This is a genomic window from Providencia sp. PROV188 (assembly GCF_027595165.1).
GTDB lineage: Bacteria > Pseudomonadota > Gammaproteobacteria > Enterobacterales > Enterobacteriaceae > Providencia > Providencia lanzhouensis.
Genome location: NZ_CP097291.1, coordinates 66,026 through 91,060, shown reverse-complemented (window position 1 = coordinate 91,060; position 25,035 = coordinate 66,026). Strand labels below are relative to the sequence as shown.

General features: G+C 44.6%; 20 protein-coding genes, 2 tRNA genes and 3 rRNA genes. 15 read left to right on the top strand and 10 right to left on the bottom strand.

The genetic code is table 11. The annotated features are described in order from the left end of the window. From M5X66_RS00385 to trpS, 10 genes are all read left to right on the top strand, one after another. Positions 1-540, top strand: a complete 540-nt coding sequence (locus M5X66_RS00385; protein WP_154610019.1) for a PilN domain-containing protein — start codon at positions 1-3, stop codon at positions 538-540. Beyond that, entirely contained in the window at positions 533-1,069 is a 537-nt protein-coding gene (locus tag M5X66_RS00380) for a hypothetical protein (RefSeq protein ID WP_036950105.1), read from the top strand. Before M5X66_RS00385 ends, M5X66_RS00380 begins: the two co-directional genes overlap by 8 nt. Further along, the gene (locus tag M5X66_RS00375; RefSeq protein ID WP_270103787.1) at positions 1,062-2,105 is read left to right on the top strand and encodes a secretin N-terminal domain-containing protein; all 1,044 of its coding nucleotides are present in this window, start codon (positions 1,062-1,064) and stop codon (positions 2,103-2,105) included. Before M5X66_RS00380 ends, M5X66_RS00375 begins: the two co-directional genes overlap by 8 nt. A 505-nt stretch (positions 2,106-2,610) precedes the next feature. Beyond that, entirely contained in the window at positions 2,611-3,132 is a 522-nt protein-coding gene (gene aroK / locus M5X66_RS00370) for a shikimate kinase AroK (protein WP_036950109.1), read from the top strand. 40 nt (positions 3,133-3,172) lie between these two features. Beyond that, a complete protein-coding gene (gene aroB / locus M5X66_RS00365; protein WP_036950111.1) occupies positions 3,173-4,261 on the top strand; it encodes a 3-dehydroquinate synthase in 1,089 nt (362 codons plus the stop codon). A 284-nt stretch (positions 4,262-4,545) separates the two neighbouring features. Then, positions 4,546-5,475 carry an SPOR domain-containing protein gene (locus tag M5X66_RS00360; protein WP_036950113.1) on the top strand — a complete coding sequence of 310 codons (930 nt, stop codon included), beginning with the start codon at positions 4,546-4,548 and terminating at the stop codon, positions 5,473-5,475. Between the two features lie 83 nt (positions 5,476-5,558). Further along, positions 5,559-6,395 (top strand): adenine-specific DNA-methyltransferase, encoded by an 837-nt coding sequence (gene dam / locus M5X66_RS00355; RefSeq protein WP_036950115.1) that lies wholly within the window; start codon positions 5,559-5,561, stop codon positions 6,393-6,395. A gap of 36 nt (positions 6,396-6,431) precedes the next feature. Next, on the top strand, positions 6,432-7,106 hold the full coding sequence (gene rpe / locus M5X66_RS00350; protein ID WP_108479679.1) for a ribulose-phosphate 3-epimerase: 675 nt from the start codon (positions 6,432-6,434) through the stop codon (positions 7,104-7,106). After that, positions 7,103-7,789, top strand: coding sequence for a phosphoglycolate phosphatase (locus M5X66_RS00345; RefSeq protein WP_036950119.1), 687 nt, complete (start codon positions 7,103-7,105; stop codon positions 7,787-7,789). Before rpe ends, M5X66_RS00345 begins: the two co-directional genes overlap by 4 nt. Before the next feature lie 80 nt (positions 7,790-7,869). Further along, entirely contained in the window at positions 7,870-8,913 is a 1,044-nt protein-coding gene (trpS, locus tag M5X66_RS00340) for a tryptophan--tRNA ligase (RefSeq protein WP_108479680.1), read from the top strand. A gap of 78 nt (positions 8,914-8,991) precedes the next feature. Here the strand turns inward: trpS and M5X66_RS00335 are convergent, their stop codons facing one another. Beyond that, positions 8,992-9,537, bottom strand: coding sequence for a toxin-antitoxin system YwqK family antitoxin (locus M5X66_RS00335; protein WP_036950123.1), 546 nt, complete (start codon positions 9,535-9,537; stop codon positions 8,992-8,994). A gap of 296 nt (positions 9,538-9,833) precedes the next feature. Between M5X66_RS00335 and M5X66_RS00330 the strand changes: the two genes are divergently transcribed. Beyond that, positions 9,834-10,712 (top strand): pirin family protein, encoded by an 879-nt coding sequence (locus M5X66_RS00330; protein ID WP_036950125.1) that lies wholly within the window; start codon positions 9,834-9,836, stop codon positions 10,710-10,712. Between the two features lie 32 nt (positions 10,713-10,744). Here the strand turns inward: M5X66_RS00330 and M5X66_RS00325 are convergent, their stop codons facing one another. The 3 genes from M5X66_RS00325 to sodA form a co-directional block, all read right to left on the bottom strand. Next, entirely contained in the window at positions 10,745-11,650 is a 906-nt protein-coding gene (locus tag M5X66_RS00325; RefSeq protein WP_036950127.1) for a LysR substrate-binding domain-containing protein, read from the bottom strand. A gap of 36 nt (positions 11,651-11,686) precedes the next feature. Continuing rightward, complete coding sequence (yiiM, locus tag M5X66_RS00320) at positions 11,687-12,367, bottom strand: 6-hydroxyaminopurine reductase (protein ID WP_108479683.1); 681 nt, start codon at positions 12,365-12,367, stop codon at positions 11,687-11,689. Positions 12,368-12,509: 142 nt separating this feature from the next. After that, on the bottom strand, positions 12,510-13,136 hold the full coding sequence (gene sodA / locus M5X66_RS00315) for a superoxide dismutase [Mn] (RefSeq protein WP_270103786.1): 627 nt from the start codon (positions 13,134-13,136) through the stop codon (positions 12,510-12,512). Between the two features lie 397 nt (positions 13,137-13,533). Between sodA and acs the strand changes: the two genes are divergently transcribed. The 3 genes from acs to actP all read left to right on the top strand — a co-directional run bounded on the left by acs (position 13,534) and on the right by actP (position 17,651). After that, entirely contained in the window at positions 13,534-15,489 is a 1,956-nt protein-coding gene (gene acs / locus M5X66_RS00310; RefSeq protein ID WP_036950132.1) for an acetate--CoA ligase, read from the top strand. Positions 15,490-15,693: 204 nt separating this feature from the next. Continuing rightward, the gene (locus tag M5X66_RS00305; protein ID WP_006663518.1) at positions 15,694-16,005 is read left to right on the top strand and encodes a DUF485 domain-containing protein; all 312 of its coding nucleotides are present in this window, start codon (positions 15,694-15,696) and stop codon (positions 16,003-16,005) included. Next, on the top strand, positions 16,002-17,651 hold the full coding sequence (actP, locus tag M5X66_RS00300; RefSeq protein WP_036950135.1) for a cation/acetate symporter ActP: 1,650 nt from the start codon (positions 16,002-16,004) through the stop codon (positions 17,649-17,651). Before M5X66_RS00305 ends, actP begins: the two co-directional genes overlap by 4 nt. Before the next feature lie 57 nt (positions 17,652-17,708). On the opposite strand, the gene M5X66_RS00295 is transcribed toward actP, so the two are convergent. The 6 genes from M5X66_RS00295 to M5X66_RS00270 form a co-directional block, all read right to left on the bottom strand. Next, a complete protein-coding gene (locus M5X66_RS00295; RefSeq protein WP_036950136.1) occupies positions 17,709-18,137 on the bottom strand; it encodes a hypothetical protein in 429 nt (142 codons plus the stop codon). 387 nt (positions 18,138-18,524) lie between these two features. Further along, positions 18,525-18,640, bottom strand: a 5S ribosomal RNA gene (gene rrf / locus M5X66_RS00290). A 139-nt stretch (positions 18,641-18,779) separates the two neighbouring features. Next, a 23S ribosomal RNA gene (locus M5X66_RS00285) occupies positions 18,780-21,685 on the bottom strand. 201 nt (positions 21,686-21,886) lie between these two features. After that, positions 21,887-21,962 (bottom strand) — tRNA-Ala (locus M5X66_RS00280). 124 nt (positions 21,963-22,086) lie between these two features. Next, positions 22,087-22,163: transfer RNA gene (locus M5X66_RS00275), tRNA-Ile, on the bottom strand. Positions 22,164-22,228: 65 nt separating this feature from the next. Further along, positions 22,229-23,768: ribosomal RNA gene (locus tag M5X66_RS00270) — 16S ribosomal RNA — on the bottom strand. Together the 16S, 23S and 5S rRNA genes with 2 tRNA genes alongside form the textbook arrangement of a ribosomal RNA operon. A gap of 529 nt (positions 23,769-24,297) precedes the next feature. On the opposite strand from M5X66_RS00270, the gene M5X66_RS00265 reads away from it, so the two are divergent. Next, complete coding sequence (locus M5X66_RS00265; RefSeq protein WP_036950581.1) at positions 24,298-24,990, top strand: FadR/GntR family transcriptional regulator; 693 nt, start codon at positions 24,298-24,300, stop codon at positions 24,988-24,990. Positions 24,991-25,035 lie beyond the last annotated feature (45 nt).

The following is a 25,035-nucleotide window of genomic DNA, read 5'->3' as shown; positions in this document are numbered from 1 at the left end:
ATGTATCAGGTTAACTTCCTACCTTGGCGAACCGATAAGCTCACTCGCCAGCGACGCTATTTTTTAATGGTGACGTGGGGCAGCTGTATTTCCGTCATCATTATCTTTGGTTATTTAATCAGTTTGCTTCTAGAGGATATATCGCAAGCCTACTTATACCTTGCGACTCAGCAGCAACATCAACAGCACATTGAACAACTAAAAACACAATTACAAGCGCAGCAACAACAGCTAGAAAAATTCACGTTTCAGCAAAATCAGCGTCAATCCTATGCGCAACATAACCATGCCTTACTCAACCTATTAAGGTCGCTATCCAATCTCACGCCACCTAAAAGCTGGCTATCCACCTTTCAGCTACGTGAAGGTCGTTTAGAAATCAAAGCGCTCAGTTATCGCTTTCAAGATCTGAATTTGCTGTTAACTCAATTTAGCCAAACACCTCAGGTCGATAACGTGCAACTGCGCACGTTACGGCGGGTTGCTACCGTTAATCAATTGTACCTAACAGCCGATTATCGAGGTGTCATTGATGAATAACCACTTTGCCGCTTTTTGGTACCGACCCCTTTGGCAGCAATATCTAACAATACCGTTGATTTTGGTGGTGAGCATTGCCGCTGGCTATACCTTCATTTGGCAAGACAAGCGAAATCAATGGGCAGATTTACAACAAAACAGCTCTGTCTTGCACCTACAAAACCAAGCCAGTAGTCAATTTTTCGCCCAAAATCCGACTCGCGTTTGGCTAGAACAGGAACTTGCTTCATTCCCTTCTAATGAGGAAATCACCTTAGATCCTCATTTCTTTATTCTTCACTTACAGCAGCTTATTGCGAATAACAATATTGTCTTAAATCAGCTTCAGCCATCGGATCCGTTGAATTCTCATTACCAACTTGAGATCCAAGGGAAATTTAAGGATCTCCTCGAATTTATGCAATCACTCACCCATACGCTCCCTCAGCAATATTGGCAATTTTCTGATGTCATTTTGACTACCAAAAACCAGCAACTGACCGCCAATTTATCGCTCTTATTTATCAAGGATGAACAACCTAATGAGTAAAACTAATTTTTTTGTCCCCTTATTAATGTTAATGCTATGCAGCTCCTTCTTCGTGTATGCCGAAACACCCCGAGACCCTTTTGAACCCATACTCCCAACAGAAGAAGATACTCAGCTCTTAGACACCATCGTTCCACCTAAAGTACCGGAGATAATTCTCACCGAAAAAATTTTTCCATTAGTCTCTATCGACGCTCAAGCTGTTCATCAACAGATCACGGAGCCTGACATGCGCCTACTATCCGATAAAGGCATAGCCCACTTTGATGCCACCACCAACAGTTTGATCATTACGGACACCAAAGAACGCTTGGAATTAATTGAAACATGGCTTGCCCAAAAAGATATTCCCCAGCAGCAAGTACAAATCACAGCCCACATCATCAGCAGTTCACGCACCGCTTTACAAGCGCTAGGTTTAGAGTGGGGAATGCTAGGTGAGTCAGCAACTGATGGGCACCATAGCCGCTATAACCGTTACAGCAGCCAATCAGGACAGATGGCATTAAATGTATTACGGCTCGGAGAAGGCCTACTTGAAATGAAGCTTAACGCCCTAGAAAAAGAAAATTTATTGTCAATTATTGCGAGCCCACGTTTGGTTGCATCCCATAAACAGCCCGCCAGCATCCAACAAGGCAGCGAAATTCCCTATGTCACCACCTCTGATAAAAAAAGCCACGTTCAGTTTAAAGATGCGGTATTAGGTATGGAAGTTACGCCAACCATTGCTCGGGATGACAGAGTCGAAATGGTATTAAAAATCAGCCATAACTCCCCAGATACCGCTCTCACCGTCAATCCAAACCAACATCTCGCCATCAACAAACAAGAAATTGCGACGTCAGTGACTATCAAAAATAATAACACCCTAATATTGGGTGGCATTTTTCAACAGAAGCAAGAAAAAACGGATTCAGGTATCCCATTTTTTTCACAAATCCCACTATTAGGAAGTTTATTTATCAATAAGACGCAACACGTTGATAAGCGTATTTTACTGGTATTTATTACACCAAAACTTATTAAGATTTAGCGTAAAAAATAACGCCTATACATTCAATTAGTTGAATGTTTAATTCATCAAAGTACCGTGAAATTATTACTTTTTGTGCCATAAACATACCGGATAAATTTGACGCTGAGGTCGTTTTAGCATACAAGGTTATCCATTGAGTGTTCTAACTATCGGTAGATGAAAGAACAAACTATCAGCCGCTTATAAAATAGCTACAGAAATTTTGCTTTATAATTAACAGGTTCCATTCATTTAGTGGAATAAACAACCTGTTAATAAGCTCGCTAAACAGTGCATTATGTAATGTAGACGGCTCAAATATATAGAAACCCGCAACGAAGAATATGGCACTTTGTTTTCTAAGTGCCATATTTATATAGTTGCAATTCAGGTTGATGTATTGAGATAATTTTCTTATCTGATCTCACATCATCACTTATGAGGTTTCAGTTTAGGTCCCGCCGCTAATTTGATTGGCGGGGCGGGTGATCATTAACGAATAATCGTAGTAATACCAAAAAACATGGCAGAGAAACGCAATATCTTTCTGGTTGGACCAATGGGAGCCGGAAAAAGCACTATTGGTCGTCAGTTAGCTCAACAGCTTAATATGGAGTTCTTTGACTCCGATCACGAGATTGAAAAACGCACTGGCGCAGATGTAGGTTGGGTATTCGACCTAGAAGGTGAAGAAGGCTTTCGCGATCGCGAAGAGAAAGTCATCAATGAACTCACTGAAAAGCAAGGCATTGTCTTAGCGACAGGTGGTGGCTCTGTTAAATCCAAAGAGACGCGTAACCGCTTGTCCGCTCGTGGGGTTGTCGTGTATCTCGAAACCACCATTGAGAAGCAATTATCCCGCACACAACGCGATAAAAAACGTCCTCTTTTACAAGTGGATGAGCCCGCTCGCGAAGTTTTAGAAAAATTAGCCGATGAACGCAATCCTATGTATGAAGAGATAGCGGATATAACAATTCATACTGATGAGCAAAGCGCAAAAGTTGTTGCCAATCAAATCATTGAAATGTTAGAAAAAAACTAATTTTTATACATCAGAAGTCATGAATTCAAGGTAAAGCAAGATGGAAAAAGTCACTGTTACTCTGGATGAACGCAGTTATCCAATCAATATTGCACCTGGTTTGTACCAAGGCAAGGATGCATTTTGGCCACTAACTGCGGGTCAGCGAGCAATGATAGTGACTAACGAAACTCTCGCTCCACTTTACCTACATAAGATCCAAGCCGTTCTTGAAGCCTCAGGTGTCAAAGTCGATTCTATCGTCTTACCTGATGGCGAACAGTATAAATCTTTATTTATCATGAATGATGTTTTTACGGCATTACTCGAAAAGCACCATAACCGTGACACGACCCTCATCGCCCTTGGTGGGGGAGTAATCGGTGACTTAACTGGATTTGCAGCAGCTAGCTATCAACGTGGCGTACGCTTTATTCAGGTTCCAACTACATTACTCTCCCAAGTGGACTCTTCGGTTGGTGGAAAAACCGCCGTTAACCACCCATTGGGGAAAAATATGATTGGGGCATTTTATCAACCGGCCTCCGTCGTGATTGACCTCGATTGCTTAAAGACCTTACCTAAGCGCGAACTCTCTTCTGGTCTGGCTGAAGTCATTAAATACGGCATCATTCTTGATGGTGAATTTTTTAGCTGGTTGGAAAAAAATATCGATGCCTTAATGGCATTAGATAACCAAGCCATGGCCTACTGTATTCGCCGTTGTTGCGAGCTGAAAGCACAAGTGGTCGCCGCCGATGAAAAAGAAACCAGCGGGCTACGTGCACTATTAAATTTAGGGCATACCTTTGGTCATGCTATCGAAGCCGAAATGGGCTACGGTGTATGGCTCCATGGAGAAGCTGTTGCTACTGGTATGGTCATGGCTGCTAAAACCGCTGAGCTGATTGGCCAATTTACCCCAGAACAAACAGAACGCATCATCGCCCTTTTAAAACGCGCCGAGCTACCTGTTACTGGTCCTGCAAAAATGCAACCTGATGACTATTTACCTCACATGATGCGAGATAAAAAAGTCATGGGAGGCAAATTGCATCTTATCCTTCCAACCACTATCGGTAGTTCAGAAATGCGTTCCGATGTGGATGCCTCAACAGTAATTGCCGCTATTTCGGCTTGTATGCCATAAATTATTACTGAACTAAGTAAAAATCATTAATTGGCTCCTGAATATTTTCAGGGGTTTTAAAATGTTACTGGCAGATATCAACTAAAGCCGTTAAATTATACGCACGCCTAGCACCTATAACGAGTAACGAAGTAAGGTGGTCGCAATCTCATTGAAATTGGAATGAAATTGCTAAACAATCTATTCTTTAAAAGTGAGCAGAAGCAATTGCTTAGTCGTGAACAGGTCGTAATGATAAGAGACATTTCATCTCTACACAGGCGAACTAATTTCGGGAGAGGAAAATGGACGAATTTAAACCAGACAATCAGCCTCAAGTACAGAATGATTTAAGGCCTGATACATCAGATAGACCAACCGGACGTGCGCGTCCTGCTGCGGCAGCTAAGCCAAAAATTGCGTTATCACGTCAACACATCATGATCGGTGTCGGCGTTTTAGTGCTGCTTCTGCTGATCATTGCAATCAGTTCCGCATTAAAAGCACCAACAGAACATGAGAAATTACAAAATGATAGCGCTAATCAGCGTAATATCGATTTATCAGGTTCTTCATCACTGACCAACTCAGATACTCAATCCACAACGCAACCGCAAACAAGCCAAGCGCAAGAGTTAAATGGTCAGCAAATTAACCCAATGCCAACTCAAGCAGACACTCAGACTCAACAAAATGGTCTTGGTGAACGTATTGAAATTCCAGGTGATGTTGCCGACGCTCTCAACCAAGGTCAAAACCTGCCGTCTGAAAGCACCACGACGCCACCACAAAATGTGACACCGTTGACACCACCACAAGTCAAACCTGTGGAAAAACAGCCAACAGTTAAACCTGTCACCCCAGAAAAAACACAACCAAAAGCGACTAAGCCTGTTGAACAAAAACAACCTGCTCAGCCAAAAACAACTACTAAGCCAGCAACTAGCACAAGCCAAAGTGGTAGTACCGTTGCAGCCCCCTCTGGAAGCTATACATTGCAATTAAGTAGCGCAAGTCGTTCAGATACACTGGAAGCTTTCGCAAAAGAGAATAAACTTGCTAACTATCAAGTGTATAAAACCATTCGTAATGGCCAAACTTGGTATGTATTGATCCACGGAAATTACAGCTCAGTGAGCGAAGCAAAAAATGCAATTGCAGCCTTACCTGCCGCAGTGCAAGCGAAAAAACCGTGGGTGCGTAATATGAAACAAGTTAAACAGGATCAAAAATAACAACGTTTTTCCCCGGGCGCATAATGTTGTCCTGAAAGAGCCGCCAAGTGGCGGCTCTTAAACGATTGTAATAATAAGACGGCATGAAAAAAAAACGCGCTTTTTTAAAATGGGCTGGGGGTAAATACCCGCTTGTGGACGAGATCAAAAAACATCTTCCACAAGGAGATTGCTTAATAGAACCTTTTGTTGGTGCAGGATCGGTATTTTTAAATACCAACTACGATTCGTACGTACTTGCAGATATTAACAGCGATCTTATCAACCTCTACAACACGGTTAAATATCGCTCTGATGCTTTTATCGAAGAAGCTCAGCAACTGTTCACACCTGAATTTAATACCTCTGAACAGTATTATTTAATGCGCCAAGCATTTAACCAATCAGATGACCCTGCTAAACGTAGCATTCTCTTTTTGTATCTTAACCGCCACTGTTATAACGGACTATGCCGCTATAATTTAAGTGGTGAATTTAATGTGCCTTTCGGGCGCTATAAAAAACCCTATTTTCCGAAAGACGAATTACTGTGGTTTGCTGAAAAAGCTCAGAAAGCGACCTTTGTGACGCAGTCTTACAGCAAAACATTACTCGATGCGCAGGATGGCTCAGTCATCTACTGCGATCCACCTTATGCGCCGCTGTCTGATACCGCTAATTTTACGGCCTATCACACCAACGCCTTTAGTGCGCAAGAACAACAGAATCTGGCTTTTTTGGCACATAAGTTGTCATCTGAGCGCAAGATCCCAGTTCTTATCTCAAATCATGAGACCCCGGTGACTCGAGAGTGGTATTATCAAGCACAGTTACATATCGTAAAAGTGCGTCGCACCATTAGTAGAAATATTTTGAACCGTGCCAAAGTCAACGAGCTTTTGGCTTTATATGCGGGAGCGGGAGCATCTAAAAAATCATAGGTGCTGTCAGATAACGACGAATAATCGGAGACAATTATGAAAGATTTTCTCATTGCCCCATCTATTTTATCTGCTGACTTTGCACGTTTAGGCGAAGATACCGCCAAAGTTCTTGCTGCGGGCGCAGACATTGTCCATTTCGACGTGATGGACAACCACTATGTACCGAACCTCACGTTCGGTGCACCAATCTGTAAAGCCCTGCGCAATTACGGTATCACCGCCCCGATTGATGTTCACTTAATGGTTAAACCGGTCGATCGCATTATTCCAGATTTCGCTAAAGCGGGTGCGACTCACATCAGTTTCCACCCAGAAGCCAGCGAGCACATCGATAGAACCTTACAACTCATCAAAGAGAATGGTTGTACTGCGGGTCTGGTATTTAACCCAGCGACCCCACTTAGCTATCTCGATTATGTGATGGATAAAGTTGATATGATCCTACTGATGTCTGTTAACCCAGGATTCGGCGGTCAATCTTTTATCCCACAAACCCTGAACAAATTGCGCCAAGTTCGTAAATTGATTGACGAAAGTGGTTATGATATTCGCTTAGAAGTCGATGGTGGCGTGAAGGTCAATAACATTGCAGAAATTGCCGCAGCAGGTGCAGACACCTTCGTTGCTGGCTCCGCGATTTTTGATCAGCCAGATTACAAAAAAGTCATCGATGAAATGCGCCAAGAATTGAAAAAGGTATCTCAATGACATATGCGGTTTTAGAGAGTATTAAAGCGATTGCGTTTGATTTGGATGGAACCCTTGTTGACAGCGCCGGCGGTTTAGCCGACGCCATCGACAAGACCCTCGAAGAGCTTAACTTACCACCAGCAGGCAAAGAGCGTGTCTCCATCTGGGTAGGTAACGGCGCTGATATGCTCGTAGAGCGTGCGCTAGAATGGGCGGGAATGACTGTAACGCCAGAGCTGAAAAAGCAAGCTCGTATCCGCTTCGATGAACATTATGCGACGACCGTTAATACCGGTAGCCAGCTGTTCCCTGAGGTCAAAGAGACCCTCGAAACCATTGCGAAACACAACTTGCCTATGGCGATTGTAACCAACAAACCAACCCCATTTGTGGCGCCATTACTCGAAAAGCTGGGCATCGATAGCTACTTTTCATTAGTACTTGGTGGCGATGATGTGGTAAAAACCAAACCGCACCCAGCGCCACTCTATTTAACAATGGGTCAGTTCGGTTTACGCAAAGAAGAATTGCTTTTTGTCGGCGATTCCCGTAATGATATTATCGCAGCCCACAATGCAGGCTGCCCAAGTGTAGGGTTAACCTACGGCTACAACTATGGTGAATCAATCGCAATTACCGAGCCCGACTACGTGTTAAGCCACTTTTCTGAGCTACTCTCCGTTATTGATTTATCAAAATAAAATCCCCAATAATTCGAGTCACCAACGGCGTGGCTCGAAACTTAACAGGGTATAAAAATACTACAAGGACATACAAAGAAATGAGCACACCCACTGAGAAATCTAAACAAACCCAGAAACCTATTGTATTCAGCGGCGCACAGCCTTCCGGTGAATTAACCATCGGTAACTACATGGGTGCGTTACGTCAGTGGGTTAAAATGCAAGATGATTATGATTGCATCTACTGTATCGTTGACCAACACGCCATTACCGTTCGCCAAGACCCTGTTGAACTGCGTAAAAGAACCCTTGATACATTAGCGCTCTACTTAGCTTGCGGTATTGATCCTAAGAAAAGCACCATTTTTGTTCAGTCACATGTGCCACAACATGCACAACTGAGCTGGGCACTAAACTGCTACACCTATTTCGGTGAACTGAGCCGCATGACCCAGTTCAAAGACAAATCTGCTCGCCACTCAGAAAACATCAACGCCGGTCTGTTTGACTACCCAGTTCTGATGGCTGCCGATATTCTGGTTTACCAAACTAACCAAGTTCCTGTTGGAATTGACCAGAAACAGCACCTTGAACTGAGCCGTGATATTGCTCAGCGCTTCAATGCCATTTACGGAGATATTTTCACCGTACCTGAGCCATTTATCCCAACTGATGGCGGCGCTCGCGTGATGGCATTACAAGAGCCAACCAAGAAAATGTCTAAGTCTGATGACAACCGCAATAACGTGATTGCGCTGTTGGAAGATCCGAAATCCGTTGTGAAGAAAATCAAGCGTGCCATGACTGACTCTGAAGAACCACCACGTATTTGCTACGATGTTGAAAACAAAGCGGGTGTTTCTAACCTGCTAGATATTCTTGCTGGCGTGACAGGCAAAAGCGTGAAAATGCTGGAAGCCGAGTTTGAAGGCAAAATGTACGGTCATCTGAAAGGTGTGGTCGCGGAAGCAGTTTCCGACATGCTGACTAACTTACAAGCTCGTTACCATGAGTTCCGCAATAATGAAGCGCTGCTAAACCAAATTATGGATGAAGGCGCGACCAAAGCAGCGGCTCGCGCTCAAGAAACCTTAGACAAGGTTTACGATGCAATCGGCTTTGTAAAACGCCCACAGCTTTAATCTTACATCGCTATTCAATAGCAAAAAGCCAATTAACTTTCTCACAGTTAATTGGCTTTTATTTTATCTGTAATCCACTTACTTCGCGGTATATAACTTACCGTCTTTAATCAGACCCTGCTTTAATAGCTCGCCATCCTGTCCGCGCTCTTCAAGAACACCTTCCGCAACCCCATTAACAAAACTCGTTTTAAGATGCAGATTATTCTTTGGCGTGTCGTAATAGGATTTATAATCGCCGTTGAGTCGGTCATTGCTATATCCCATCTCGGTATCTAAATTTCCATTAGGATGGTAAGACTTAATGACACCATCCACTTTGCAATTTTTTATAGGAATAAACATTTTTGGCTGACCATTTTTATAATAAACCGTAATGCTTTTATCTAAGCAGTTGTTTTTCACCCACGATTTAAACTGAATGGCACCATTTCCATAACGTTCAATATAGTCCCCGTCCGGCGCCCCTTCAGGAATATCCAGCTCTGGCATTCTCAAGCTTTCTAGCTCTTTAAACTCTTCTAACTGTATACCATTGTTGTCATACTGAGGCGCTGGCTGAGAAAGGCAGCCAGACAACATGAAGGCAACAGAAAATGCCATGGCGATATTAGTTGTTTTCATAACAATCCTTTTATCGGAATCACAGGTTTACTCGGAGACATCATACCTATTTAGTATTCTTGATCGTTCATGTTTAAGATGAATAAATGAAGAGGAACGCTCCGATTTTTGCTAACCCGAAGCATACTAGAAACCGACATTTAACTCACTCATCCATGACTACATTGTTCTATTTATAGAACAATCAAACCTATTTTTGCCTCTACTCACCCTGCTTTGGCTCTTCTATTATTGGTTCATCGAAATGATTAGTTCATAACACTGATCAGTTTATAAAACCAGTTTGGAGTCTCACCATGAAAAAGATTATTGGTATTTATCAATCCCCACGTAGCCACTGGGTTGGTGATGGTTTCCCTGTTCGCTCCATGTTTAGTTATAGCAACCACGGGAAATACCTGAACCCATTCTTACTGTTGGACAGAGCGGGTCCGCACCCATTCCCAGCATCTGAAGGGGATAATCGTGGTGTTGGCGAGCATCCACATAAAGGCTTTGAAACCGTCACCATCGTGTATGACGGCGAAGTGGCTCACCACGACTCTACGGGAGAAGGTGGGGTTATCGGACCGGGTGATGTGCAGTGGATGACAGCGGCATCAGGAATACTTCATCAAGAATATCAGTCTGATAACTTTATGAAAAATGGCGGTACTTTGGATATGGTGCAGTTGTGGGTCAACTTACCCGCTAAAGATAAGCTGGCTGCACCGGGTTACCAATTGCTGACTCGCGATGCTATCCCGACCATTAACTTACCGAATGAGGCGGGCACATTACGGGTCATTGCAGGCGACTATCTAGGCAACACAGGCGCCGCACGCACATTTACCGCCCTTGATGTCTGGGATCTGCGTCTGAATAAAGGGAAAGTCGTGGGATTGCCAACCAAAACTGGTCGCAATGTTGGACTGGTGATGTTGAAAGGCAGCCTATTTGTGGATGGTCATACTGCATTGAATGAAGGTGAGTTGATGATCCTCGATGCTACTGATAGCAATGTGCTGTTAGAAGCCACCACCGATGAGGCTTTAGTGCTGCTGCTTAGCGGTGATCCTATCGATGAGCCAGTGGTGGGATATGGCCCATTTGTGATGAATACGAGCCAGGAAATCAACGAAGCCGTGAATGATTTTAATAGCGGTAAATTTGGTCGGATCCCGAATGCCAGATAACCATAAAGTCCTCTGAATTTTTTCAGGGGACTTTATTTTTTCCCAGCCGCCATATTCTCAGCCAAATAAGTTAGAAATAACTGAACTGCGGGTAACAACCCTTTACGGGAAGGGTACACAGCATGAATGATATCTTCTGGAAATTGCCAATCTGGCAACACTTCCACCAATTCACCACTTTTTAACTCATTTTCAACCACACCTCGGGGTATACGGGCGATCCCCAGCCCTCTTACCGCAGCACGGTATAACGTTAAAATATCGGTGGTGGCTAGCTTGGGAGTGACATGCACAGTTACACTCAGCTCATCACTGTTTTTTAAAGATAGAGTGTAACGCTGTGAATGCTCCGTATTGGCAAGAACTGGGTAATCCACCAGCTGTTCAGGGGTTGATGGTTCCCCTTTTTCACGGAATACGCTTGGATTTGCAACTAATATCCGCCGAGAATACCCCAACACTTTCATCATCATTCCAGAATCATCCAGGGGTAATGAACGTACGCGTAATGCCAAATCCAACCCTTCACTGATCACATCGACGGGGCGGTTAACTGCCAGAATTTGCACATCGATATCAGGGTATTTTTCCATAAAATCAATCAGTAAATCCTGCAAATAGACTTGTAATAAAGTAACGGGGCAAGAGAGCTTAATAGTACCTTTGGGATGTGTTTGTACTGAGCAAATCAGTTCATGGGCGATATCCGCTTCTTCCACGACATTCTTACATTGCTGATAAAAAACTTGTCCAATATCAGTGACATGAAATTGCCGTGTTGATCGATAAATCAGTGAGACATTTAGTTTTTGCTCTAAGTCGGCAATACGACGACTGAGTTTTGATTTTGGGATCCCAAGCGCCGCACCTGCTTGAGAAAAACCACCATGTTCAACGACTTTAACGAAATAATAGAGATCATTTAAATCGTACTGCATGCTGTTTTCCTCAATCCTAATGACAGTGATAAACCATCAGCCGCGTCGACCAAATAAACGGTGGCTAAACTCTTCAATTTTATGATGCTCTAACCGATTTTGCATCGTCAGGCTCCAACTCGCCGATAGCCCCGCCGCAGACAATAATCGACGATACAACTCTTCATCATACGGCGCATGGAAAGCTATCATAATCGCTTCTTGCATAGAGACATCACTATTACGGCTCAAGAGTTTAAGTGGGGTATCCACACCGACACTACCGCCTTTAATGACTCGATATAACCAACCACAGCGACCTTCGTCCTGCATGACTTGAGCAAAATTTTCCACTCCCGTTAACCCATTGAGTTTATAACAAGGGGAACGCGGTTGAGTGACTTGAATACGTGCGTCACCCCAAGCATAAATATCACCGATAAAAACGTTTTCTTCGGTCATTCCTTGAGTTGACAGGTTTTCACCAAAAGCGGAAGGAAGGAATAAATCCTCTAATTGCGGGTATCGTTGTCGCCAAAATTCATAATGTTCTTGCGGGTAATGACATAACGCTCTATCAGGCCCACCGTGAAAACGCGTTTCTGCTTGTTCATCCCCTTCAATGCCTAAGCTGTTTAAAGTTAATACCCCATCCACTGCTCGCTTATGAATAGCGCTAACTCCACAATGGGCAGTGCTTTGAATGGTACCAATAAAAACTTGAGGATGTATTTTCACCGTTTTGCTCCCGATAACCCAGCCAGAAAGAGTTTTCATCATAAAGAATGACCATAGAGATAACAACGTTATACCGACGGTAAAAACAAAAAACGCGACTCCTAAGAACCGCGCTTATTAAAAAAATCAGTTAGTAAAAAAATTACTTGGTTTTTTCTACGAAGCGTTTTGCTGCTTCATCCCAGTTCACAACTGACCAGAAAGCTTTGATGTAGTCAGGGCGACGGTTTTGATATTTCAGGTAGTAAGCGTGCTCCCAAACATCTAAACCAAGGATTGGGTAACCTGAAGCGCCGGAAATTGCTTCACCCATTAATGGGCTGTCTTGGTTTGCAGTAGAAACCACAGCCAGTTTGCCATCGGCTTTTAATACCAGCCACGCCCAACCAGAACCAAAACGGGAAGCTGCGGCTTTTTCGAACAGATCTTTAAAGGCATCAACGCTACCAAAGTCACGCTCAATAGCGGCTTTCAGTTCGCCTTGCAGGTCAGTACCTAATTTTAACCCTTTCCAGAACAGGCTATGGTTTGAGTGGCCGCCCGCGTTATTACGTACAAAAGTACGTTGATCTGCGGGGATTTGGTCTAATTTTTGGATTAACACATCAATATCCAAACCCGCCAATTCAGGCAGTTTTTCTAAGGCGGTATTGGTGTTATTCACGTAAGTTTGGTGGTGCTTGGTGTGATGGATTTCCATGGTTTGTTTATCAAAATGAGGTTCCAGCGCATCGTAAGCATAAGGTAAAGCAGGTAATGTATAACTCATATTGTTTGTCTCCAGTGACTTATCTTTCTACCTCACAGACTGAATTAGGATTTCAGTAACTGCGTGTTTTTAACCACGCACCCATTATAGTTATTTTAGTGTTAATGAAAATCATTATCATATCCATGTGAATTCTGTGGATTTTTCCAACAACTATCATCAATAGATTATTCAGTAACTAATACCACTATAATTCGCCTTTGTTTTTCTTTAATTCTAATGTTAGTTATATTTTTGAATTTTTATTTCAATCATGGATTTAGCATCAAATGATCATACTGCAAATCCCATTACTATTAATACGTGATCTTCCGCTCAAAAGAAAAACAAAGTAACCATCCATACTTCAGTTAACTGTTTTTTGACATACTATTAACATCTGCAAGGAGATAATAATATGACACAAATAACTAAACATCCCGTTCCTGCTAATATTGCTAAAAATGCCCTGATAAACGAACAACAGTATAACGATGAGTACCAACGCTCGATTCAAGACCCCGAAGGATTTTGGGGCGAAAAAGGGAAAATCGTTGATTGGATTAAACCTTACACTCGCGTTAAGAACACCTCATTCGACCCAGGGCATGTCAATATCCGCTGGTTCGAAGATGGCACCTTAAACCTGAGCGCTAACTGTTTAGACCGTCACCTAGCCACTCGTGGCGACCAAACCGCTATCATCTGGGAAGGTGATGACCCTAACCAATCAAAAAATATCACTTACCGTGAGCTGCACCATGATGTGTGCCAGTTCGCAAACGTTCTTAAGAAGCAAGGCATCCGCAAAGGGGATGTCGTCGCTATCTATATGCCAATGGTGGTTGAAGCCGCTGTCGCGATGCTGGCATGTGCGCGTATCGGTGCTATCCATACCGTCATCTTTGCGGGATTCTCCCCTGAGGCAGTCTCTGGGCGCGTTATTGACTGTAAAGCTAAGCTTATCATCACCTCTGATGAAGGCTTGCGTGCAGGTCGCGCTATTCCACTGAAAAAGAACGTGGACGATGCACTGCAAAACCCACAAGTCACTACCGTCGCGAATGTGATTGTTTACCGCCGTACAGGTAATGCACCAAGCTGGGTTGAAGGTCGTGACCTTTGGTGGCACGACGTTATCCAAGGCGTAAGCGCAGATTGCCCACCGGAAGAGATTAATGCAGAAGATCCGCTGTTTATTCTCTACACTTCCGGCTCCACAGGTAAACCTAAAGGGGTTCTCCACACCACGGGCGGTTATCTGGTTTATGCAACGCTGACATTCAAATACACCTTTGATTATCATGAAAATGAAGTCTACTGGTGTACGGCGGATGTGGGCTGGGTAACGGGTCATAGCTATCTGCTTTATGGACCGTTATCTAATGGTGCAAAAACCTTAATGTTCGAAGGTGTGCCAAATTATCCAGCGGTTAACCGCATGGCTCAAGTCGTTGATAAGCACCAAGTCAATATCCTATATACCGCACCAACTGCTATTCGTGCACTGATGGCGGAAGGTGATAAAGCGATTGAAGGTACCCAGCGCGATTCTCTACGTATTTTGGGATCGGTCGGTGAGCCAATCAACCCAGAAGCGTGGGAATGGTTCTACAAGAAAATGGGGAACAGCCGCTGCCCAGTGGTTGATACATGGTGGCAAACGGAAACCGGTGGTTTCATGATCACACCACTGCCGGGTGCAACGATGTTAAAACCAGGTTCAGCAACACTGCCATTCTTTGGCGTTCGCCCTGCATTGGTTGATAACCTTGGTGAGCCGCTCGATGGCTCAACGGAAGGTAACTTAGTCATTGTGGATTCTTGGCCGGGTCAAGCTCGTACCCTGTTTGGAGACCATGAACGTTTCGAACAAACCTATTTCTCCACCTTTAAAGGAATGTACTTTAGTGGTGATGGTGCGCGTCGTGATGAAGATGGCTATTACTGGATCACAGGTCGTGTTGATGACGTCCTGAATATTTCAGGTCACCGTTTAGGGACAGCAGAAATTGAATCTGCCCTCGTTTCACATCCGAAGGTTGCTGAAGCTGCTGTCGTGGGTATTCCTCATAGCATCAAAGGGCAGGCAATCTATGCCTATGTCACGTTGATTTCTGGCGAGGAACCATCCCCAGAGTTGTACACTGAAGTGCGTAATTGGGTTCGTAAAGAAATTGGTCCGATTGCCACGCCAGACGTTTTGCATTGGACAGATTCTTTACCGAAAACGCGTTCCGGTAAGATTATGCGCCGTATCCTACGAAAAATTGCATCAGGTGATACCAGTAATTTTGGAGATACTTCCACACTGGCAGATCCAGGTGTTGTCGAAAAACTGCTCGAAGAAAAACAGTCAATGAGTATCTCGTAGCTATATAAATAGTTGTGTAGATAGCTCATGGCACTACAGGTCGCCTTCGGGCGACCTAAAATCAATACTCAGCATCACTCAATCAGCAGAAAATAGAGTCTGACCGAATACCCAGTTAATTCCTTGGGTAGCCATGTGTCGCCCTAAAATCCGCCTTTGAGCTATCAGAGTATGCCAATAATACAATAACAGAGGAGAACTCTGATGAATGCTACTGCTTACGAAAAGGTCGAGGCGAACCCTCTCTTTCAAGAATTAGTGAGAAAACGTAGTCGCTTTTCATGGTTGTTATCTGCAATAACGTTAGTTCTGTATGTTGGTTTTATCTTTCTTATCGCGTTTGATCCAAGCTGGCTAGGAACCCCAATAACTGAAGGTTCCTATATCACCCGCGGTATTCCTGTAGGCGTTGGGCTGATTGTGATCTCGTTTATCTTAACGGGTTTATATGTCATCCGTGCTAACAGTGAATTTGACCGCTTAACCGCCGAAATCTTAAAAGAGGTAGAAAAATGAAAGTCTTGCTCTCACTTATTCTGTTTTTTACCTCGTCAATGGCGTTCGCTGATGCCCTGACAGGCGATGTTGAGCGTCAACCTGTCAATATTCAAGCCATTGTGATGTTCTTGCTGTTTGTGGGTTTTACGCTTTATATCACTTACTGGGCTTCAAAAAGAACTCGCTCTCGCTCTGATTACTATACTGCCGGCGGAAAAATTACGGGTTTCCAAAATGGAATGGCAATTGCGGGTGACTTTATGTCCGCAGCTTCATTCTTAGGGATCTCGGCTCTAGTTTATACTTCGGGATACGATGGGCTTATCTATTCCATCGGCTTCTTAATTGGCTGGCCAATTATTCTGTTCTTAATTGCCGAGCGCTTACGAAATTTAGGTCGCTATACTTTCGCGGATGTCGCGTCATATCGATTACAACAAAGACCTATCCGCATTCTGTCTGCAATGGGCTCCTTAGTGGTTGTGGCACTGTACCTAATCGCTCAGATGGTTGGGGCAGGAAAGCTGATAGAGCTGTTATTTGGGCTTAACTATCATATTGCTGTCGTGATTGTTGGGATATTGATGGTGCTGTATGTCCTATTCGGTGGGATGCTCGCAACCACATGGGTACAGATCATCAAAGCCATTTTGTTACTCGCAGGCGCAACCTTTATGGCTGTTATGGTCATGAAACATGTCGGCTTCAACTTCAATACGTTATTTAAAGAAGCCGTTGAAGTACATAAAAATGGTATCGCCATTATGAGCCCCGGAGGACTGGTTTCCGACCCAATATCCGCCTTGTCTCTTGGATTGGCCTTGATGTTTGGTACAGCAGGTTTACCTCACATCATTATGCGCTTCTTCACCGTTAGCGATGCAAAAGAAGCCCGTAAGAGCGTGTTCTACGCGACTGGATTTATCGGTTACTTCTACATTCTGACATTTATCATCGGTTTTGGAGCTATCGTTCTGGTTAGCTCAAACCCTGACTTTAAAGATGCAGCTGGCGCCTTAATCGGTGGTACCAACATGGCAGCGGTACACCTCGCCGATGCTGTAGGTGGAAACTTCTTCCTTGGGTTTATCTCTGCGGTTGCTTTCGCCACCATTCTCGCGGTTGTTGCTGGTTTAACGTTGGCGGGTGCGTCTGCGGTTTCCCACGACCTGTATGCGATGGCGATTAAAAATGGTAAAGCCGATGAACGCGATGAATTGCGCGTATCAAAAATTACCGTGGTGATCCTTGGCTTCGTAGCAATTGGTTTAGGAATTTTGTTCGAGAAACAAAATATCGCCTTCATGGTGGGCTTAGCCTTCTCTATTGCGGCAAGCTGTAACTTCCCAATCATCCTACTATCAATGTATTGGAGCAAGTTAACCACGCGAGGTGCTCTTGCGGGTGGTTGGTTAGGCCTGATTACAGCGGTTGTTCTGATGATTTTAGGCCCAACAATCTGGGTGACTATTCTGCATCATGAAAAACCGATTTACCCTTATGAATACCCAGCATTCTTCTCCTTGATTGTCGCGTTTACGGCATCTTGGCTATTCTCAGTCACCGATAATTCAGAGAGAGGTAAAATGGAAAGAGCCCGCTTTAAAGAGCAGTTTGTACGCTCACAAATTGGCTTAGGTATTGAGCAAGGCAAATCTCACTAAATTCATCGATAGAAACAAAAAAGCGACTCAAATGAGTCGCTTTTTTAATGCTTAGACTTAATTGGCGTAAGCGCGTTTTTCTATTGCTAACCAATCTTCTACTAAAGCATAAAAGCCTTGAGGGTTACTTTGCTTTTCAACGAGTAACTTTTGATACTCCGCTTTATCTTTAGGTGTATAACGCGAAAGCAATTGCTCCAACATAGGGCGTTTATCAACAAACTTAGCCCCTATTCTAAAGCTTTTATATAAACCAGCGGCAATTCCAATACTAAGAACAACCACTGAAACAATTGCCATAGCATTGTTCTCTAACCCAAGGTGATTTTTCACCATCACGAGTAAAGAGAAGGGTATAAAAAACATAACTAACAGTGAAAGGATAATGGCGCCATCTTGTCCATTGTTAAATTCATTCTCTTGCTGTTTATTCACAGAAATAATCTGCTCAAAAATCTGGCTATTGCTGCTTTTCATTTTATTCATATAACCCACCTATTTGATGAATGCTCATCTTCTTTCCGCTAAATTTAACAATTCAACATCTTAATTGATTAAAAATAACCATTTTTAATAGTATATGAATAATGGAATTAAACATCAATTTAACAATACTTACCTATTATATTTTACATTAGAGTAATTGAGGGGGAATTCTGTGTAAAAAATAGAGAAAGAATAATGTGTTAGATGCTTAAATGATAATCAATTAATTTCGATGAGCGATTATTAATTTTAATCAATTGTGAAAATAATGGTTTTTATAACAGAGTTTTTATAACTAGGGTCACAATAAGCCAATGTATTACCAATTATTCATTTCCCCCAAACGCAAAAAAGCCACCCAATGGGTGGCTTCTCGGCTAATTTAATGTCTGGCAGTTCCCTACTCTCACATGGGGAGACCCCACACTACCATCGGCGCTACGGCGTTTCACTACTGAGTTCGGCATGGGGTCAGGTGGGACCACCGCGCTATTGCCGCCAGACAAATTCTGTTTATTCCCGTCTAAGTTTTCTCTTAAACCAGAATATCAATCCTGAACAAGCTGTGTGCCTACCTTTCGGCTTCTCACTTTCTTTGAAAATCAACTTAATCTCTCATCTCGAAAACACCTTCGGTGTTGTCAGGTTAAGCCTCACGGTTCATTAGTATTGGTTAGCTCAACGTATCGCTACGCTTACACACCCAACCTATCAACGTCTTAGTCTTAAACGTTCCTTTAGGACCCTTAAAGAGTCAGGGAAGACTCATCTCAAGGCAAGTTTCCCGCTTAGATGCTTTCAGCGGTTATCTCTTCCGCACTTAGCTACCGGGCAATGCCATTGGCATGACAACCCGAACACCAGTGGTGCGTCCACTCCGGTCCTCTCGTACTAGGAGCAGCCCCTTTCAATCTTCCAACGCCCACGGCAGATAGGGACCGAACTGTCTCACGACGTTCTAAACCCAGCTCGCGTACCACTTTAAACGGCGAACAGCCGTACCCTTGGGACCTACTTCAGCCCCAGGATGTGATGAGCCGACATCGAGGTGCCAAACACCGCCGTCGATATGAACTCTTGGGCGGTATCAGCCTGTTATCCCCGGAGTACCTTTTATCCGTTGAGCGATGGCCCTTCCATACAGAACCACCGGATCACTAAGACCTACTTTCGTACCTGCTCGAGCCGTCACTCTCGCAGTCAAGCTGGCTTATGCCTTTGCACTAACCGCATGATGTCCGACCATGCTTAGCCAACCTTCGTGCTCCTCCGTTACTCTTTGGGAGGAGACCGCCCCAGTCAAACTACCCACCAGACACTGTCCGCACCCCGGATTACGGGGCTACGTTAGAACATCAAACATTAAAGGGTGGTATTTCAAGGTTGGCTCCACGCAGACTGGCGTCCACGCTTCAAAGCCTCCCACCTATCCTACACATCAAGGCTCAATGTTCAGTGTCAAGCTATAGTAAAGGTTCACGGGGTCTTTCCGTCTTGCCGCGGGTACACTGCATCTTCACAGCGAGTTCAATTTCACTGAGTCTCGGGTGGAGACAGCCTGGCCATCATTACGCCATTCGTGCAGGTCGGAACTTACCCGACAAGGAATTTCGCTACCTTAGGACCGTTATAGTTACGGCCGCCGTTTACTGGGGCTTCGATCAAGAGCTTCTCCTTACGGATAACCCCATCAATTAACCTTCCAGCACCGGGCAGGCGTCACACCGTATACGTCCACTTTCGTGTTTGCACAGTGCTGTGTTTTTAATAAACAGTTGCAGCCAGCTGGTATCTGCGACTGGCTTCAGCTCCATGAGTAAATCACTTCACCTAATGCCAGCGTGCCTTCTCCCGAAGTTACGGCACCATTTTGCCTAGTTCCTTCACCCGAGTTCTCTCAAGCGCCTGAGTATTCTCTACCTGACCACCTGTGTCGGTTTGGGGTACGATTAATGATAATCTAGAGCTTAGAGGCTTTTCCTGGAAGCGGGGTATGAGCTACTTCGCCACCGTAGTGACTCGTCATCAGACCTCAGCATATAGTGAACCGGATTTGCCTAATTCACCTGCCTACATCCTTAAACCGGGACAACCGTCGCCCGGCCAGCCTAACCTTCTCCGTCCCCCCATCGCAATTATCACCAGTACGGGAATATTAACCCGTTTCCCATCGACTACGCATTTCTGCCTCGCCTTAGGGGTCGACTCACCCTGCCCCGATTAACGTTGGACAGGAACCCTTGGTCTTCCGGCGTGCGGGTTTTTCACCCGCATTATCGTTACTTATGTCAGCATTCGCACTTCTGATACCTCCAGCATACCTCACAGTACACCTTCACAGGCTTACAGAACGCTCCCCTACCCAACAATATTTACATATCGCTGCCGCAGCTTCGGTGCATAGTTTAGCCCCGTTACATCTTCCGCGCAGGCCGACTCGACCAGTGAGCTATTACGCTTTCTTTAAATGATGGCTGCTTCTAAGCCAACATCCTGGCTGTCTGAGCCTTCCCACTTCGTTTCCCACTTAACTATGACTTTGGGACCTTAGCTGGCGGTCTGGGTTGTTTCCCTCTTCACGACGAACGTTAGCACCCGCCGTGTGTCTCCCGTGATAACATTCTTCGGTATTCGTAGTTTGCATCGAGTTGGTAAGTCGGGATGACCCCCTAGTCGAAACAGTGCTCTACCCCCGAAGATGAGTTCACGAGGCGCTACCTAAATAGCTTTCGGGGAGAACCAGCTATCTCCCGGTTTGATTGGCCTTTCACCCCCAGCCACAAGTCATCCGCTAATTTTTCAACATTAGTCGGTTCGGTCCTCCAGTTAGTGTTACCCAACCTTCAACCTGCCCATGGCTAGATCACCGGGTTTCGGGTCTATACCCTGCAACTCATTCGCCCAGTTAAGACTCGGTTTCCCTACGGCTCCCCTATACGGTTAACCTTGCTACAGAATATAAGTCGCTGACCCATTATACAAAAGGTACGCAGTCACACCATAAAGGTGCTCCCACTGCTTGTACGTACACGGTTTCAGGTTCTATTTCACTCCCCTCGCCGGGGTTCTTTTCGCCTTTCCCTCACGGTACTGGTTCACTATCGGTCAATCAGGAGTATTTAGCCTTGGAGGATGGTCCCCCCATATTCAGACAGGATAACACGTGTCCCGCCCTACTCGTCGAGTTCACAACACTAACACCTTCGGATACGGGGCTATCACCCTTTACTGCCGGCCTTTCCAGACCGTTCTCCTGATGCTAATGCTGATTAAGACTCTGGGCTGCTCCCCGTTCGCTCGCCGCTACTAGGGGAATCTCGGTTGATTTCTTTTCCTCGAGGTACTGAGATGTTTCAGTTCCCTCGGTTCGCTTCGTTTGACTATGTATTCATCAAACGATAGTGCAACGAATTGCACTGGGTTTCCCCATTCGGAAATCGTCGGTTGTAACGGTTCATATCACCTTACCGACGCTTATCGCAGATTAGCACGTCCTTCATCGCCTCTGATTGCCTAGGCATCCACCGTGTACGCTTAGTCGCTTAACCTCACAACCCGAAGGTGTCTTTACCAACTGACCCGACGGCCAGTTGAACACGTTCACGTTGAGATTTTTGAGAGACTCTCACATTGTTTAAGCGATAAACAATGTGCGTTGTTTTCAATTTTCAGCTTGTTCCAGATTGTTAAAGAGCATAATTATTCGCAATAGACTATTTCTAATCTATTCTGAATAATCAGAAAGTTTATGGTGGAGCTAAGCGGGATCGAACCGCTGACCTCCTGCGTGCAAGGCAGGCGCTCTCCCAGCTGAGCTATAGCCCCATAAAGGTAATTCCAGTATCGATTTAAGTCATTAAAATGACAAATCGAATTTAGGCAAGGCATAACTTGGCGACGTTTACGTCTGGTAAACGAGCTGAGTTATAACGAAACATCAATTCGATTTTGGTAGGCCTGAGTGGACTTGAACCACCGACCTCACCCTTATCAGGGGTGCGCTCTAACCACCTGAGCTACAAGCCTATCGATACCGTTACTCTATTTCATCAGACAATCTGTGTGAGCACTTCACAAGTACACTTCAATGGTAAGGAGGTGATCCAACCGCAGGTTCCCCTACGGTTACCTTGTTACGACTTCACCCCAGTCATGAATCACAAAGTGGTAAGCGCCCTCCCGAAGGTTAAGCTACCTACTTCTTTTGCAACCCACTCCCATGGTGTGACGGGCGGTGTGTACAAGGCCCGGGAACGTATTCACCGTAGCATTCTGATCTACGATTACTAGCGATTCCGACTTCATGGAGTCGAGTTGCAGACTCCAATCCGGACTACGACGTACTTTATGAGTTCCGCTTGCTCTCGCGAGGTCGCTTCTCTTTGTATACGCCATTGTAGCACGTGTGTAGCCCTACTCGTAAGGGCCATGATGACTTGACGTCATCCCCACCTTCCTCCGGTTTATCACCGGCAGTCTCCTTTGAGTTCCCGACCGAATCGCTGGCAACAAAGGATAAGGGTTGCGCTCGTTGCGGGACTTAACCCAACATTTCACAACACGAGCTGACGACAGCCATGCAGCACCTGTCTCAGAGTTCCCGAAGGCACCAAAGCATCTCTGCTAAGTTCTCTGGATGTCAAGAGTAGGTAAGGTTCTTCGCGTTGCATCGAATTAAACCACATGCTCCACCGCTTGTGCGGGCCCCCGTCAATTCATTTGAGTTTTAACCTTGCGGCCGTACTCCCCAGGCGGTCGATTTAACGCGTTAGCTCCGGAAGCCACTCCTCTAGGGAACAACCTCCAAATCGACATCGTTTACAGCGTGGACTACCAGGGTATCTAATCCTGTTTGCTCCCCACGCTTTCGCACCTGAGCGTCAGTCTTTGTCCAGGGGGCCGCCTTCGCCACCGGTATTCCTCCACATCTCTACGCATTTCACCGCTACACATGGAATTCTACCCCCCTCTACAAGACTCTAGCTGACCAGTCTTAGATGCCATTCCCAGGTTAAGCCCGGGGATTTCACATCTAACTTAATCAACCGCCTGCGTGCGCTTTACGCCCAGTAATTCCGATTAACGCTTGCACCCTCCGTATTACCGCGGCTGCTGGCACGGAGTTAGCCGGTGCTTCTTCTGTTGGTAACGTCAATCGTTGATGATATTAGCATCAACGCCTTCCTCCCAACTGAAAGTACTTTACAACCCTAAGGCCTTCTTCATACACGCGGCATGGCTGCATCAGGCTTGCGCCCATTGTGCAATATTCCCCACTGCTGCCTCCCGTAGGAGTCTGGGCCGTGTCTCAGTCCCAGTGTGGCTGATCATCCTCTCAGACCAGCTAGGGATCGTCGCCTTGGTGAGCCATTACCTCACCAACTAGCTAATCCCATATGGGTTCATCCGATAGCGCAAGGACCGAAGTTCCCCTGCTTTGCTCCTAAGAGATTATGCGGTATTAGCTACCGTTTCCAGTAGTTATCCCCCTCTATCGGGCAGATCCCCATACATTACTCACCCGTCCGCCGCTCGTCAGCGAGAAGCAAGCTTCCCCTGTTACCGCTCGACTTGCATGTGTTAGGCCTGCCGCCAGCGTTCAATCTGAGCCATGATCAAACTCTTCAATTAAAAAGCTTGATGCTCAAAGAATGTTACTGTCGTTTGATTTCCGAAGAAACCAAATTACCTATTAGTTCATATATATGAATTAACGTGTTAGTCACTCTTCAAGACTTAAAATCAAATATTTTTTTGATAGTGTCCTGTGAGTGCCCACACAGATTGTCTGATAAATTGTTAAAGAGCGGTGCGACTTAATCTTTTGATTATCGACTTTAGGTCGTTGTCGCGAGGTGTCGTATACTACGTTTTTTATTTAGAAAGTCAAGCGATTATTTTCAACTATTTTCTTTCTTCACCTCTGTTATCACGGGGCTTCGAGGTTTTCTTCGAGCCGGTTTGTCGTGACAACGGATGCGCATTATAGGGAGCTCGAAAAATCTCGCAAGTGTTTTTTTACATATTTATTTCGTTCGCGTTTTTTTTAGCCAAATATGACTTAATAGCGTAAATTACTACTGTTTTTTGACTATTTCAGCAGCAATAATTGATTTACTCACGTAACATATCATTGATTAGTATCTGTATGAGATGAATTATGGAATTGAGCAAGCAACAAAATGCCTCACAAAAAAACCTCTCTTTTATTATTGCGCGGAGTCTTGGACAGCTCATATTAAAAGGCACCTACTTATCTGACTCTATTCTTCCCAGTGAATTAGAATTATCAAAGCAGTTTAATGCCAGCCGAACCGCCATAAGAGAAGCCATTAAAACATTAGCAGCAAAAGGCATGGTTTTAGCTCGCCCTCGAATTGGTACACGAGTCATGCCCTCATCGAATTGGAACTTTCTCGACCAAGACTTATTAAATTGGTGGATTAACAGCGAAGAAAAGTCAGTGGTAATTACACACTTTCAAGTTGTTCGTCTCGCCATTGAGCCTCAAGCTTGCTATCTCGCTGCACTGAATGCCACAGAAGAACAAAAACAGTCTCTACAATTACTATCAAATGAAATGGTAACCTTAGAAAAAGAGTTCGATAGACCTCACTGGATAAAAGTTGATTTTCGTTTTCATCTCACTATCTATCGGGCGTGCTGTAATCCTTTTTTAATTTCGTTCGCGAATCTGTTTAGATCGGTGTACCAGCTTTATTTTGATGCAATAACAGAAAATGATGCGATTGAAGTGGAACTTCATCAACAACTTGCTGATGCTATTATTAATGGCAATAGTCGTGAAGCTTACGATCTCTGCTATACCTTATTAACGACAATGAACAAATAAGCTAACAGAACGAATTCGCTCACCAAATTTATCAATAGGTAACGG

Bases quoted from the DNA above. Each gene is read 5' to 3' on its own strand.
- M5X66_RS00345 (WP_036950119.1), top strand. From the start codon at position 7,103: ATGACATATGCGGTTTTAGAGAGTATTAAAGCGATTGCGTTTGATTTG.
- aroK (WP_036950109.1), top strand. From the start codon at position 2,611: ATGGCAGAGAAACGCAATATCTTTCTGGTTGGACCAATGGGAGCCGGA.
- M5X66_RS00325 (WP_036950127.1), bottom strand. From the start codon at position 11,650: ATGCAGTACGATTTAAATGATCTCTATTATTTCGTTAAAGTCGTTGAA.
- M5X66_RS00265 (WP_036950581.1), top strand. From the start codon at position 24,298: ATGGAATTGAGCAAGCAACAAAATGCCTCACAAAAAAACCTCTCTTTT.
- aroB (WP_036950111.1), top strand. From the start codon at position 3,173: ATGGAAAAAGTCACTGTTACTCTGGATGAACGCAGTTATCCAATCAAT.
- sodA (WP_270103786.1), bottom strand. From the start codon at position 13,136: ATGAGTTATACATTACCTGCTTTACCTTATGCTTACGATGCGCTGGAA.
- M5X66_RS00335 (WP_036950123.1), bottom strand. From the start codon at position 9,537: ATGAAAACAACTAATATCGCCATGGCATTTTCTGTTGCCTTCATGTTG.
- dam (WP_036950115.1), top strand. From the start codon at position 5,559: ATGAAAAAAAAACGCGCTTTTTTAAAATGGGCTGGGGGTAAATACCCG.
- M5X66_RS00330 (WP_036950125.1), top strand. From the start codon at position 9,834: ATGAAAAAGATTATTGGTATTTATCAATCCCCACGTAGCCACTGGGTT.
- M5X66_RS00375 (WP_270103787.1), top strand. From the start codon at position 1,062: ATGAGTAAAACTAATTTTTTTGTCCCCTTATTAATGTTAATGCTATGC.
- rpe (WP_108479679.1), top strand. From the start codon at position 6,432: ATGAAAGATTTTCTCATTGCCCCATCTATTTTATCTGCTGACTTTGCA.
- M5X66_RS00295 (WP_036950136.1), bottom strand. From the start codon at position 18,137: ATGAATAAAATGAAAAGCAGCAATAGCCAGATTTTTGAGCAGATTATT.
- actP (WP_036950135.1), top strand. From the start codon at position 16,002: ATGAAAGTCTTGCTCTCACTTATTCTGTTTTTTACCTCGTCAATGGCG.
- M5X66_RS00305 (WP_006663518.1), top strand. From the start codon at position 15,694: ATGAATGCTACTGCTTACGAAAAGGTCGAGGCGAACCCTCTCTTTCAA.
- trpS (WP_108479680.1), top strand. From the start codon at position 7,870: ATGAGCACACCCACTGAGAAATCTAAACAAACCCAGAAACCTATTGTA.
- M5X66_RS00360 (WP_036950113.1), top strand. From the start codon at position 4,546: ATGGACGAATTTAAACCAGACAATCAGCCTCAAGTACAGAATGATTTA.
- M5X66_RS00385 (WP_154610019.1), top strand. From the start codon at position 1: ATGTATCAGGTTAACTTCCTACCTTGGCGAACCGATAAGCTCACTCGC.
- M5X66_RS00380 (WP_036950105.1), top strand. From the start codon at position 533: ATGAATAACCACTTTGCCGCTTTTTGGTACCGACCCCTTTGGCAGCAA.
- acs (WP_036950132.1), top strand. From the start codon at position 13,534: ATGACACAAATAACTAAACATCCCGTTCCTGCTAATATTGCTAAAAAT.